This window comes from Mesorhizobium sp. J8 (assembly GCF_016591715.1).
Classification (GTDB): Bacteria; Pseudomonadota; Alphaproteobacteria; order Rhizobiales; family Rhizobiaceae; genus Mesorhizobium.
On sequence record NZ_AP024109.1, the window covers coordinates 73,023 to 85,966 of the forward strand.

General features: G+C 65.3%; 13 protein-coding genes. 7 read left to right on the forward strand and 6 right to left on the reverse strand.

All coding sequences use genetic code 11. The features are described from left to right. Nucleotides 1–3 precede the first annotated feature (3 nt). The 7 genes from MJ8_RS00395 (at nucleotide 4) to MJ8_RS00425 (ending at nucleotide 7,178) form a co-directional block, all read left to right on the forward strand. On the forward strand, nucleotides 4–972 hold the full coding sequence (locus tag MJ8_RS00395) for a substrate-binding domain-containing protein (RefSeq protein WP_201412578.1): 969 nt from the start codon (nucleotides 4–6) through the stop codon (nucleotides 970–972). A 461-nt stretch (nucleotides 973–1,433) separates the two neighbouring features. Further along, on the forward strand, nucleotides 1,434–3,350 hold the full coding sequence (gene dnaK / locus MJ8_RS00400; protein WP_201412579.1) for a molecular chaperone DnaK: 1,917 nt from the start codon (nucleotides 1,434–1,436) through the stop codon (nucleotides 3,348–3,350). Nucleotides 3,351–3,551: 201 nt separating this feature from the next. After that, nucleotides 3,552–4,679, forward strand: a complete 1,128-nt coding sequence (gene dnaJ / locus MJ8_RS00405; RefSeq protein ID WP_201412580.1) for a molecular chaperone DnaJ — start codon at nucleotides 3,552–3,554, stop codon at nucleotides 4,677–4,679. A 146-nt stretch (nucleotides 4,680–4,825) separates the two neighbouring features. After that, nucleotides 4,826–5,431: a phospholipid N-methyltransferase PmtA gene (pmtA, locus tag MJ8_RS00410; RefSeq protein WP_201412581.1), complete on the forward strand. Its 606-nt coding sequence runs from the start codon at nucleotides 4,826–4,828 to the stop codon at nucleotides 5,429–5,431. A gap of 115 nt (nucleotides 5,432–5,546) precedes the next feature. After that, nucleotides 5,547–6,143 (forward strand): NADPH-dependent FMN reductase, encoded by a 597-nt coding sequence (locus MJ8_RS00415; protein WP_201412582.1) that lies wholly within the window; start codon nucleotides 5,547–5,549, stop codon nucleotides 6,141–6,143. 23 nt (nucleotides 6,144–6,166) lie between these two features. After that, nucleotides 6,167–6,850, forward strand: coding sequence for an orotidine-5'-phosphate decarboxylase (gene pyrF, locus MJ8_RS00420; protein ID WP_201415248.1), 684 nt, complete (start codon nucleotides 6,167–6,169; stop codon nucleotides 6,848–6,850). 40 nt (nucleotides 6,851–6,890) lie between these two features. Then, on the forward strand, nucleotides 6,891–7,178 hold the full coding sequence (locus tag MJ8_RS00425; RefSeq protein WP_201412583.1) for a DUF1330 domain-containing protein: 288 nt from the start codon (nucleotides 6,891–6,893) through the stop codon (nucleotides 7,176–7,178). A gap of 16 nt (nucleotides 7,179–7,194) precedes the next feature. Here the strand turns inward: MJ8_RS00425 and MJ8_RS00430 are convergent, their stop codons facing one another. The 6 genes from MJ8_RS00430 to MJ8_RS00455 form a co-directional block, all read right to left on the reverse strand. Next, nucleotides 7,195–8,463 carry a low temperature requirement protein A gene (locus MJ8_RS00430; RefSeq protein WP_201412584.1) on the reverse strand — a complete coding sequence of 423 codons (1,269 nt, stop codon included), beginning with the start codon at nucleotides 8,461–8,463 and terminating at the stop codon, nucleotides 7,195–7,197. Nucleotides 8,464–8,523: 60 nt separating this feature from the next. Continuing rightward, nucleotides 8,524–9,582 (reverse strand): D-alanine:D-lactate ligase-like protein, encoded by a 1,059-nt coding sequence (locus MJ8_RS00435; RefSeq protein ID WP_201412585.1) that lies wholly within the window; start codon nucleotides 9,580–9,582, stop codon nucleotides 8,524–8,526. 99 nt (nucleotides 9,583–9,681) lie between these two features. Beyond that, a complete protein-coding gene (locus MJ8_RS00440; RefSeq protein WP_412177084.1) occupies nucleotides 9,682–10,554 on the reverse strand; it encodes an SMP-30/gluconolactonase/LRE family protein in 873 nt (290 codons plus the stop codon). A gap of 2 nt (nucleotides 10,555–10,556) precedes the next feature. Then, complete coding sequence (locus MJ8_RS00445; protein WP_201412587.1) at nucleotides 10,557–11,192, reverse strand: 2-dehydro-3-deoxy-6-phosphogalactonate aldolase; 636 nt, start codon at nucleotides 11,190–11,192, stop codon at nucleotides 10,557–10,559. Further along, entirely contained in the window at nucleotides 11,192–12,124 is a 933-nt protein-coding gene (locus MJ8_RS00450) for a 2-dehydro-3-deoxygalactonokinase (protein WP_201412588.1), read from the reverse strand. Before MJ8_RS00450 ends, MJ8_RS00445 begins: the two co-directional genes overlap by 1 nt. Continuing rightward, a complete protein-coding gene (locus MJ8_RS00455) occupies nucleotides 12,121–12,888 on the reverse strand; it encodes an SDR family NAD(P)-dependent oxidoreductase (RefSeq protein WP_201412589.1) in 768 nt (255 codons plus the stop codon). Before MJ8_RS00455 ends, MJ8_RS00450 begins: the two co-directional genes overlap by 4 nt. Nucleotides 12,889–12,944: the final 56 nt, after the last annotated feature.

Genomic DNA, 12,944 nt, shown 5'->3' on the forward strand with positions numbered 1-12,944 from the left:
ACCATGACACGACGTGATATGCTGAAGCTCGCCACCTTCGCGGCGGCACTTCTGACCACCACCGCTCTCTTCTCCAGCAATCATGCCTTTGCCCAGGACAAGAAGTGGAAGATCGGCTTCTCGCAGGTGACGACCATCGAACCCTGGCGCGCCCAGTTCAACAAGGACATCATCGCGGAGGCCGCCAAGCATCCGGAAGTCGAGCTGATCATCACCGACGGCGAGGACAAGACCGAGAAGCAGGTGGCCGACGTCGAGAACCTGATCCGCCAGGAGGTGGACGCGCTGCTGGTGTCGCCGAAGGAATCGGCCGGTCTCACCGGCGTGGTGCAGCAGGCGATCGACGCCAAGATCCCGGTCTTCGTGCTCGACCGCAATGTCGACACCAAGGACTACACGCAGTTCGTCGGCGGCGACAACAAGCTGATCGGCCGCGCGGCGGGCGAATATGCCGTCGAGCTTCTCGGCGGCAAGGGCAAGGCCGCCGGCAACGTCGTCGAGATCTGGGGCGGCATGGGCACGCAGCCGGCGCATGACCGCCATGACGGCTTCCATGAATTCACCGACAAGGAGCCGGGCATCAAGTATCTGCTCGACCAGCAGTCGGGCGACTGGAAGCAGGACCAGGCCTACAACATCATGGCCAACGCGCTGAAGACCAACGAGAAGATCGATCTCGTCTACGGCCACAACGATCCGATGGCCTATGGCGCCTATCTCGCGGCCAAGGATGTCGGGCGCGAGAAGGACATCAAGTTCATCGGCATCGACGGCCTGCCCAACGAAGGCGTGCAGATGGTGAACAAGGGCGAGCTGACGGCGACCTTCACCTATGTCACGCCGGGCGCCGAGGGCCTGCGCCAGGCGATCAAGTTCCTCAACGGCGAGAAGGTCGAAAAGACCATCACGCTGCGGACGGAAAGGATCACCAAGGAGAACGCCGCCAAGATCCTGAAGGACAACGGGCTCTAAGCACAGGATACCCTGCCGGGCCATGCGCCCGGCAGGGCTGCCCGAGCGCGAGGCGCTCCCTCGCGGCTTGCCGCCGGATGCGCGAAGCGTCGCCGCAATGCCGATTTCCCGCCCTTTCGCGACCGAAAGTCACGCCCGCCGAGGCGAGACTTGCCCCCGCCGGACGGCGGCTCCGAGCGCCGCCAGCAGCGCCGTAAATAAAAAAGGCAGCCGGAACAATGTGATAGCGCGGGCCCGCGCCGATCGCGCCGCAAAGCGCGGCGGATCGCTTGCTGGCCCTTGCCGAGACAATGAACAGCTTGCGCAGAATGCTTGCGCCTCGTATCGCCTGTTCTTATATACGCGCCAGCCGTCCGGCCCTGAAAAGCGGGGACCGTGGCGGGATTTCTTGTGAACAGGGGCTTTCGTCGGAACGCCTTTTCAAGGGTCCTGAGAGCCTGCTTAGAGGAGAGACCAGAACAATGGCAAAAGTTATCGGTATCGATCTCGGCACCACCAATTCCTGCATCGCCATCATGGATGGCAAGGATCCCAAGGTGATCGAGAATGCTGAAGGCGCGCGCACGACGCCTTCCATCGTCGCCATCTCGAGCGACGGCGAACGTCTCGTCGGCCAGCCGGCCAAGCGCCAGGCGGTCACCAATCCTGAAAACACCATCTTCGCGGTCAAGCGCCTGATCGGCCGCCGCTATGACGACCCGGTGACGGAGAAGGACAAGAAGCTTGTCCCCTACAAGATCGTCAAGGGCGACAATGGCGACGCCTGGGTCGAGGCCGGCGGCAAGAAGCAGTCGCCCAGCCAGATCTCGGCCATGATCCTGCAGAAAATGAAGGAGACGGCGGAAGCCTATCTCGGCGAGAAGGTCGAGAAGGCGGTCATCACCGTTCCGGCCTATTTCAACGACGCCCAGCGCCAGGCGACGAAGGACGCCGGCAGGATCGCCGGCCTCGAGGTGCTGCGCATCATCAACGAGCCGACGGCCGCGGCCCTTGCCTATGGCCTCGAGAAGAAGGACGGCAAGACCATCGCCGTCTATGACCTTGGCGGCGGCACCTTCGATATTTCGGTGCTCGAAATCGGCGACGGCGTGTTCGAGGTGAAGTCGACCAATGGCGACACCTTCCTCGGCGGCGAGGACTTCGACATGCGGCTCGTCGAATATCTGGCGGCCGAGTTCAAGAAGGAGCAGGGCATCGACCTCAAGGCCGACAAGCTCGCGCTGCAGCGCCTGAAGGAAGCGGCCGAGAAGGCCAAGATCGAGCTGTCGTCGACGACGCAGACCGAGATCAACCTGCCCTTCATCACCGCCGACGCCAGCGGCCCGAAGCACCTGACGATGAAGCTCACCCGGGCGAAGTTCGAAAGCCTGGTCGAGGATCTCGTGCAGCGCACCATCGAGCCCTGCAAGGCTGCGCTCAAGGATGCCGGCCTGAAGGCTGGCGAGATCGACGAAGTGGTCCTGGTCGGCGGCATGACCCGCATGCCCAAGATCCAGGAGATCGTGAAGCAGTTCTTCGGCAAGGAGCCGCACAAGGGCGTCAACCCGGACGAGGTCGTCGCGCTCGGCGCCGCCATCCAGGCCGGCGTGCTGCAGGGCGACGTCAAGGACGTGCTGCTGCTCGACGTGACGCCGCTGTCGCTGGGCATCGAGACGCTGGGTGGCGTGTTCACCCGACTGATCGAGCGCAACACGACGATCCCGACCAAGAAGAGCCAGACCTTCTCGACCGCCGAGGATTCGCAGTCGGCTGTGACGATCCGCGTCTTCCAGGGCGAGCGTGAAATGGCGGCCGACAACAAGCTGCTCGGCCAGTTCGACCTGGTCGGCATCCCGCCGGCCCCGCGCGGCGTGCCGCAGATCGAGGTCACCTTCGACATCGACGCCAACGGCATCGTCAACGTCTCGGCCAAGGACAAGGGCACCGGCAAGGAGCACCAGATCCGCATCCAGGCTTCGGGCGGCCTGTCCGACGCCGACATCGAGAAGATGGTAAAGGATGCCGAGGCCAATGCCGAGGCGGACAAGAAGCGCCGTGCCCTCGTCGAGGCCCGCAACCAGGCCGAAGCGCTGGTGCATTCGTCCGAGAAGTCGCTCAAGGACTATGGCGACAAGGTCTCGGAGGCCGACCGCGCCGCGATCTCGGATGCGATTGCCGCTCTGAAGACCGCGGCCGAGGGTGACGATCCGGCCGACATCGAAGCCAAGTCGCAGGCGCTCGCCGAAGCCTCGATGAAGCTCGGCCAGGCCATGTATGAGGCCTCGCAGAAGGAAGCGGCCGAAGCCGACGCCAAGGCGGATGCCACCAAGGATTCGGACGTGGTCGACGCCGACTTCGAGGAAATCAACGAAGACGACGACAAGAAGAAGTCGGCCTGAGCCGGCTGACGGCGAATAAGTGCAAAAGCCCGGCGCAAGGCCGGGCTTTTTTGCAACCCTGACCGAAAAAATGACGAAAAACCCGGAGCTGCCCCGGCTTGGTACTAGCATCCGGGAAACATCGCTCCTAAATCCAAGACCATGCCGGCAAAGATTGCCAACAATGCTTGAAGACATTGAGCATCCGGACAGCGGGAAAAAATGAAAGCTGATTTCTACGAAACGCTGGGCGTGCAAAGGGGCGCCGACGACAAGGAGCTAAAGAGCGCTTTTCGTAAGCTCGCCATGCAGTTCCACCCCGACCGCAACCCCGGCGACCATGCCTGCGAGCACAAGTTCAAGGAAATCAACGAAGCCTACGAGACGCTGAAGGACCCGCAAAAGCGTGCCGCCTATGACCGCTTCGGCCACGCTGCCTTCGAGGGCGGCATGAACGGCGCGGCGCACGGCTTCGGCGCCGGCGGCTTCGCCGACATTTTCGAGGACATTTTCGGCGACATGATGGGCGGTCGCCAGCGCCGCTCGTCGGGCGGCCGCGAGCGCGGCGCCGACCTGCGCTACAACATGGAAATCACGCTGGAAGAAGCTTTCTCCGGCAAGACCGCGCAAATCCACGTGCCGGCCTCCATCTCCTGCTCGGAATGCTCCGGCAGCGGCGCCAAGCCCGGCACGCAGCCGGTGACCTGCTCGATGTGCCATGGCCACGGCAAAGTGCGCGCCACGCAAGGCTTCTTCTCTATCGAGCGGACCTGCCCGCAATGCCAGGGCCGCGGCCAGACGATCAAGGACCCCTGCCCGAAATGCGCCGGCCAGGGCCGTGTCACCGAGGAGCGCTCGCTGTCGGTCAACATTCCGGCCGGCATCGAGGACGGCACCCGCATCCGGCTTGCCAATGAGGGCGAGGCGGGCCTGCGCGGCGGACCGCCGGGCGACCTCTATATCTTCCTGGCGGTGAAGCCGCACGAATTCTTCCAGCGGGACGGCGCCGATCTCTATTGCAAGGTGCCGATCTCGATGACGACGGCCGCGCTCGGCGGTTCCTTCGAGGTCACCACGCTGGACGGCACGCAGACCAAGGTGAAAGTGCCGGAAGGCACCCAGAACGGCCGCCAGTTCCGCTTGAAGGGCAAGGGCATGCCGGTGCTGCGCCAGCCCAATGTCGGCGACCTCTACATCCAGACGGCGGTTGAGACGCCGCAGAACCTGACGCGCCGCCAGCGCGAATTGCTGGAAGAGTTCGAGCAACTCTCCTCGAAGGAGAACTCGCCCCAGTCGAGCGGCTTTTTCGCCCGCATGAAGGATTTCTTCGAGTCGTTCGGCGAAAACTGACCGTCACGGCCCTGTATTCGCACGGCTTGGAGGGGGCGATCCGCTTCCCAAGCGTCATCAACACCTTATGCCAGCTTGACGCCTTGCCTTGTCCCACCCACCTGCTAAGTAGCGGATCGGGGGCGGAGCATTGAGGAGAGCTCGCGATGGCACGTAGTCCCGGGTTGCGCAAAGCGCTGGCCGAAAAATTCGACGACGAGCTGAAGTTCTTCAAGGGCTGGATCGATAAGCCGAAAACGGTCGGCTCGATCGTTCCCACCAGTTCCATCACCGCCCGCAAGATGGCCTCGATCGTCAACCCGAGATCGGGCCTGCCGGTGCTCGAGGTCGGGCCTGGCACCGGCGTCATCACCCGCGCCATCCTCGCCCAGGGCGTGAAGCCCGAAAACCTCTATGCGGTCGAATATTCGACCGACTTCGTGCGCCATCTGCGCGGGCTCTATCCCGGCGTCAACGTGATCGAGGGCGACGCCTTCGACCTCGACGCCACGCTCGGCGACAAGCGCGACATGATGTTCGATTCGGTCGTCTCAGGCGTGCCGCTGCTCAACTTCCCGGTCGCCCAGCGCATCGCCTATGTCGAAAGCCTGCTCGACCGCATTCCCGCCGGAAGGCCGATTGTACAACTCACCTATGGCCCGCTGTCGCCGATCCCGGCCGGCCGCGGCGACTACACGGTCGAGCATTTCGATTTCATCTTCCGCAACATCCCGCCGACGCAGCTGTGGATCTATCGGCGGCCGTCGCACTAGGGATAAGGGAGCAGGGGAGTAAGGCAGTAGGGGAATAGGGAATGAACGTTCAGCTTCCACACCGTCCCTACTGCCCTGTTCCCTTACTCCCCTACTCCCGTAGCGAAGCAGGCCAATGGCAGTGATCCCACGAATCCTCGTCTTCGCCGGCTCGGTCCGGACCGGCGCCTATAGCGGCCGGACCGCCGATGTGGCGCAGAAGGAGCTCGCCATGCAGGGCGCGGAGGTGACGCGCATCTCGCTCGGCGACTATCCGCTGCCGATCATGGACGAGGACCTGGAGAAGGACAGAGGCATCCCCGATAACGCCGTCAAGCTCGGCCGCCAGATCGCCGCGCATGACGGGCTCTTGATCGCGACGCCGGAATATAACGGCTCGATCCCGCCCTTGCTCAAGAACGCGATCGACTGGGTGAGCCGGATACGGCGCGAGGGCAGCCGTTCGTTCAGGCCGCTTTACGGCAAACCCGTCGCGCTCTGCTCGTCCTCGGAAGGCAAATTCGCCGGCATACGCTGCATCAATCATCTGCGCGCGGTGCTGGTGCGCTGCCAGATGGAGGTGATCACGCCGGAATGCTCGGTCTCCGAGGCTGGCGAAGCCTTCGCCGAGGACGGACAATTCAAGGATGCCAGACTACACCAATCGATGGAGCGCCTATGCCGCACACTGATCGAAACCGCGCGCATGCTGTCGACCCGGATCGAGGCGTGATCAATTTCGCGGAGGCGAACACGATGCGAGACAGGCTGATCGTGGGGCTGGACCTTCCGACGCTGAAAGAGGCCGAGAAGGCGGTACGCGAGCTCGAGGGCGCCGTTTCCTTCTACAAGATCGGCTACCAGCTCGCCTTCGCCGGCGGACTGGACTTCGCGCGCGAACTCGCGAGCGGCGGCACGAAAGTGTTCCTCGACATGAAACTGCTCGACATCGACAACACGGTCGCCAAAGGTGTCGAGAACATCGTCAAGATGGGCATGACGATGCTGACGCTGCACGCCTATCCCAAAACCATGAGAGCGGCTGTCGAGGCGGCCAGGGGCAGCGAGCTCTGCCTGCTCGGCGTGACGGTGCTGACATCGATGGACGAGCAGGACGTGATCGACGCCGGCTATGAATACGACCCGCACACGCTGGTGCTTCGGCGCTCCGAACAGGCGCTGCATGCCGGCATGGGTGGCATCGTCTGCTCGGCCGAGGAGGCCGAGGCGGTGCGCCGCATCGTCGGCCCGGACCTGGCGGTGGTGACGCCCGGCATCCGCCCGTCGGGCACCGACCATGGCGACCAGAAGCGCGTGGTGACGCCGGCGCAGGCGATCCGCAACGGCTCCAGCCATCTCGTCGTCGGCCGGCCGATCGTCGCCGCGCCGGACCGCCGCGCGGCGGCCGAGGCGATACTCGCCGAGATGCAATCGGCTTGAGGATCCGTCCTCGGCCGCGAGAACAGACAGGAGAAAGAGAATGCCGAAGGGATATTGGATCGCGCGTGTCGATGTGCGCGACGCCGAGGCCTACAAGGACTATGTCGCCGCCGCGAAGCTCGCCTTCGATCGCTTCGGAGCGAAGTTTCTGGCGCGCGGGGGCGAGCATGAAAAGGCCGAAGGGCCGGGCCGCGCCCGCAACGTGATCATCGAGTTCGAATCGCTGGCCGTGGCGCATGATTGCTACCACTCGCCCGAGTACCAGCGCGCTGCCGCCATCCGCCAGAAAGTGGCCGACGGCGAGATCGTTCTGGTCGAAGGCGTCTGACCAGCCTCGAAGCCCCTCAGTGCAGCGTGTGCCGCTCGTCGATGGCGAGCGACTCCGCCTGGTGGCGGTGGCCGTGGATTTCGTAGCCGACGACGGTGACCGCCGGCGCCAGCATCAGGATGATCAGGCACACCGCCATGTCGACGCCGGCAATGGCGGCGGCGACGGCAAGTGCCGCGACCGCCGCCGTAGCCAGCAGCAGCCAGACGTGGAACGGGTCGAAACGCTGCACGAGATAATAGTAGAGCGCATAGATCCCGCCGAGGAAGATGGCGAGCGGGATGGCGGTCGAGAGCAGCGTCGCCAGCGGTCCGATATGGGCCTTGTGCTCGATGAAATAGGCCGCGACATGCAGGCCGGCGCCGGTGGCGACGATCGCGGCCACGATCACCATCTGGCCGTAGCCCCAGACGAAGGAGCGGTCGCGGTGCGCATGCAGCACCGGCGCCGACGGCAGCATGTAGTAGCACCACCACATGCCGAAGGTGAGGCCGGTGCCGGCGACGCCGACAAGGGCGGCATCGAGGTTCCAGCCCTGCTCCTCCACCACGGCCGACAGCGAGGCCAGCGTGCCGACAACCCCTTCGCCGAGCGCGATGATGGCGAACAGGCTGTAGCGCTCGGCCATGTGATGCGCGTGCCAGGGCGTGCCGCCGTTCCTGCGCTCGGCGAGCACGGGCCCGGCGAGCTCGACCAGCAAAAGGACGACGGCGAGCACGGCGCTGGTGGCGATCGAAAAATCAGCCAGGATCTGCACCACCCAGCCGATCTGGGCGATGGCGATGGCCGTGACATAGGTGAGGCAGATGTCGCGACGCGACGGATCCTGCCTGGCCGCGCGCAGCCACTGGAAGATCATGGCGACGCGCATGATGACGTAGCCCAGCACCATGATGGAATTGTCGAGATGCTCGCCATGCTCGATCGAGGCGAACATGCGCGGCAGGCCGATGGCCAGCACCAAGACGCCGATCATCTGCACCATGGTGATCAGGCGGAAAAGCCAGTCGTCGGTGTCATAGGCCGAGGCGAACCAGGAGAAATTGATCCAGGCCCAGCAGATGGCGAAGCCGGCGAAGCCGAAGCCGAGCAGGCCGACCGCATAATGGCCCTCGGCCAGGGCGTGCGCCAGCTGCGAGGCGGCGAGGCCGAAAGCGGTGACGAAGGTCAGGTCGAAGAGCAGCTCGAGCGGCGTGGCGACGCGATGCTCCTCATGCGGGTCGCGGCCGCCCATGCGCGTTAGATGATGGTGGAGACTTTGAACGCTGACGGGCGTTGTGTTCATTGCGCGGCTCTCGTTGACAGAGCCGCGACAGTAGAGTCGGAGAATGAGGCGTCAAGCTGGCTAGCCGAGGAACCGGTGGACCGCCGTCTCGGCCATCGCGTCGGCGAGCTCCATGCCCCACTGTCTGCGGCAATAGTCGCGAAAATCGAAGCAGGGCAGGCCGGGGCAGACTTCGAACTCGATGAGATGCACGGTGTCGTCGGGCTCGACCCTGAAGTCGACTGAAAAGACATCCCGCAGGCCGAGACCGCTTATCAGCCTCTGCGCGACGGCACGGATTGTCCGGTCCGCCTCCGGCTGACTGGCGCCGACGGCCTCAAGCTCCGGCTCGACATAGGTGCCCGCATCCTTCGCCGCCTGGCCGGTGTCGCCATAGAGCGCCATCGAGTCGGCCATGGTCTGAAAATCGCCACCGGAATCGACGAAGAATATGCCCAAAGCCTCGACGCCGGTTTCGGGTTTCAACCCGAGGAAGCTCGCCCGCACATTGCGGCCGGCGACATAGGGCTGGACGACGACATCGTCGCGATAATGCGAAAAAACGCGCCGGCTAAGCTCCAGCGCATGATCGAGATCGGCGATGCGCGAATCCGGCCATATGCCGATCTTGGCGCCGAGCCGGTTCGGCTTGACGAACCAGCCCTTGGGCGAGGCCGTCGGCTCGACCAGCCACTCGCCGTTGCGGGCTAGTCCGGCCTGCGGCACTGGCAGGCCGAGCGCGCCGAGCACGGCGCCGGAGCGAAGCTTGTCCTGGCAGAGCGCGAACAGCGAATCGTCGGCGCCGATGGTGCGCAGCCCGTTGAGGCGGGCGAGCGCGGGCGAGGCGCCACCACGGAAATAGGCAATGCCATCGGTCAGCGTCCAGACCAGCGTCGTCGCCGGATCGGCCTTCGCCAGCACCGCTGATGCGTCATCGAGCTCGACAGGTTGGAAAGCGAGGCCGCGCTTCTCGCAAGCCTCGGCGAGCTGATTGAACTCCGGCTTGAGGTCGGTCGATTGCGCCAGATAGGACGAGATCTCCAGGGCACGATCCGCCGGGTAGCCGTCGGCGGATAGGCGGTCGAGGCAGGCCTTCTCCGGCTCGTAGACGAGAATGAGGGTCGGCTTGTCACGCGACATGAACGGTCTGCCCTGGTCGAAATCAGCGCGCTACCATCGCATGGCCGCGGCAATCGGCTTGCGGGAAACCGACCGGCGCGGGCGGTTGCGCGACAGCGCTCAGGCGATCAGCACGCGCGGCTCGAAGCGGCCTTTGACCGGAATGTCGAGCAGGAAGGTCATGCCGGCCTGCGGGTCGAGAGCGCGCTGTTTTTCGTCCTTGCCGCTCCAGGCCGAGGTCACGGCCAGGCGGTCGGCCTCCTTCCCGACAAAAGCGGGGCAGGAAGCCTGCGTGACAGGCATGGCGATCTCGCGCAGCAGCGTGCCGTCCGGCGCATATGCCTTCACCGCCTTGCCGCCCCAGACGGCGTTCCACAGCACGCCGTCGCGGTCGACGACCGAACCGTCGATATAACCTTTCGAGGAGCGATGGTCGACGAACACTTTCACCTCGCCGGCCGGCAGGCCGGTCGCCGGATCGCAGGCGACGCGCATCAGAAGCCCGGTCGCGGTGTCGGTGTAGTAGGCAATCGTGCCGTCCTCGGAAAAACAGATCGAGTTCGAGACGGTGATGCCGGAAAACAGCCGGCGCAGCTCTCCCTTGAAGAACCAGTAGATCGAGCCCGCGCCCTTCTCCTCGCCCTTGCCCATCGTGCCCACCCAGAAGGCGCCGCAGGGGTGGACGCGGGAATCGTTGGAGCGCGTCACCGGGTTGTCGGCCTCGATCGGCGTGTGCAGCGTCAGCCTGCCGGTTTTCACGTCCCGGACCTGCAGGCCTATCTCGGTGGCGATGAGCTGGCGGTCTTCGTCGATGACGGCGATGGCGCTGGCCATGACGCCGAGGTCATGGATTTTCAGCGCGCCGGCAAGCGGCTTTTCCAGAAGCTTGCCGTTGACGATGTCGAACCAGAACAGCGTGTCGGTGGCGGGATCGTAGCTCGGGCCCTCGCCGAGCTCGCAGATGTGGTCGGAAAAAACCGAAACGCCGTCCATCGTCATCCTCCGAAGGCTTCGTCCCAGACGGCGACCGCGGCGCGGGCACGCTGCGCGACCTCCTCGACCGTCGAGCCCGGCTTGTAGAGGCTGGATCCCAGGCCGAAGACACTGACGCCGACCGCCTTGTAGCCGGCGAAATCCTTGTCGGAAACGCCGCCGACCGCGCCGATCAGGGTTGCAGGTGGCAGCACGGCGCGGATCGCAGCAATGCCGCTCGATCCAAGCACGCTCGCCGGGAAGAATTTCAGCGCCGAGGCCCCTAACCGGATCGCCTGGAAGGCTTCGGTGGGCGTGAACACGCCCGGCATCGTCACCATGCCGTGGTGCATGGCGCGACCCATGACCTCGGCATCGATGTTCGGACTGACCAGCAACCTGCCGCCGGCTCTGTGTAAAGCGTCGACGTCCGCGGCCGTCAGCACGGTGCCGGCGCCGATCAGCGCGCTTTGCGGCAGCGCCTTGATCAGATCGGCAATGGAGACGAACGGCTCCGGCGAATTGAGCGGCACTTCGATAGCCTCGATGCCGGCGTCGTGGATCGCCTTGCCGATCGCCACCGCCTCGGAAGGCTTCAGGCCGCGCAGGATGGCGACAAGGCCGCGCTTGAGCTTCGGGAAGGGTGCGGTCTGGCTCATCAAGCGCCTCCAATCATGCCGTTCTCGCGCGCGGCCTCGACGAGGCCGGCGCGCACCGCTTCATCGGCGTCCACGCTGCGGAAGGCAAGGCCGGCAAAGCCGAGCGCCGCGCCATAAAGCGTGGCCAGCGCGCCCGAGGCGACCAGCACGACGGGCGCTTCGCTTGCGCCATAGCGGCGTCTTGCCGAGGCGATCTCGCCCCCGATCAGCAGTCCGGACAGGCATGCCGCCGCATCGGCGGGCTGCAGATCCTGCAGAAGCCCGGCGGCGCGGATGGCGAAAAGCTTCGAGGTCACGTCGCCGCCCTCGCCCAGGGCCCGCTCGCACCATTGCCGGAAGAACGGGCTGTCGGCGGCGACGGGTGCGGGATGCTCGCCCAGCGAATGTTTCAGGATCGAGTGCGTGGCGAGCACCGAGAACAATTCGCCGGTCGGCCAGGTGCCGAAGCCGGCCACTGCGCCATCCTCGACCGAAACCCATTTCGAATGGGTGCCGGGCATGCAAACCAGATGCCTTCCTTTTGCCGGCAAACCGGCGCCGGCAAGCTGGGTCTCCTCGCCGCGCATGACATCGGGCGCGTCGGCCAGGCGCTGCGCGAGGCCGGGCACGATGCGGATGTCGCGGCGCGAGCCCTCGATGCGGGCGGCGCCGCGCAGGATGGCGCCGATCGGCGCCGGCACGGTGACATAGGGCGCCTCGATCCAGCCCTGCCGGGAGCCGGCCATGCCGCAAATGATGACCGGCAGCGCCTCCGGGGCGCCCATGGCGCCGAGGTGACCTTCCAGCACATTGGCAAAACCTTTTTCGCGGGCGGTGATCAGCCCGTCGTCGCCGCGCCGCTCGGCAAGCACCTTGCCGGTGCCGTCGAGCAGCCAGGCGCGTAGCCTGGTCGTGCCCCAGTCGAGCGCGGCGACCGCGGGTGCCGGGCTCACAGGAAGCCTCCGTCCACGATCAGCATCTGAGCGGTCAGCATGCGCGAGGCGTCCGACGCCAGGAACAGCACCGTGCCCACCATGTCGTCGGGCTGCATGACATCCTTGATGCACTGCTTGGCGACATGGGCGGCAAGCGCCTCGTCGGTTACCCAGAGCTCGCGCTGGCGCTCGGTGATCACCCAGCCGGGCGCCACCGCGTTGACGCGGATGCGGTTCTGCCCGAGCTTGCCCGCGAGGCCTTTCGTCAGGCCGAGGATGCCTGCCTTGGCGGCGGTGTAGGCCGGCATATCGGGATGGTTGATCAGGTAGGACGTGGAAGTGAAGTTGATGATCGAGCCGCCGCCGGCGCGCTTCATGCCGAGCGCCACGGCCTGCGCGGTGAAGAAATGCGGCCGCAGGTTGATGGCGAGGTTGTTGTCCCAGAACTCGACGGTCACGTCTTCAACGGCATGACGGTCGTCGAGTGCGGCATTGTTGACCAGCACCGTCACGTCGCCATGCGCCTCGGCCGCCTTGGCCGCGGCGGCGCGCAGCGCCTCGATGTCGCGCAAATCGGCCTTGAGATAGAGGGGGCGGCGGCCAAGCTCCGTCTCCAGCCGGTCGGCGAGCGCAGTGCTCGGCGTCTCGGCGATGTCGATGAACGCGACTTTCGCGTTTTGCCGCATGAAACCTTCGGTCAGCGCCGCGCCGATGCCGGAGCCGCCGCCGGTGATCAGCACCGAGGCGCCGTCGAGGTCGGCGAAACGCGCCGATGGCATCATGATCTCTTCTCCCTTTGGCCGGCGCGCATCCTAGCCAGACAAAGCGCGGGGGCAAG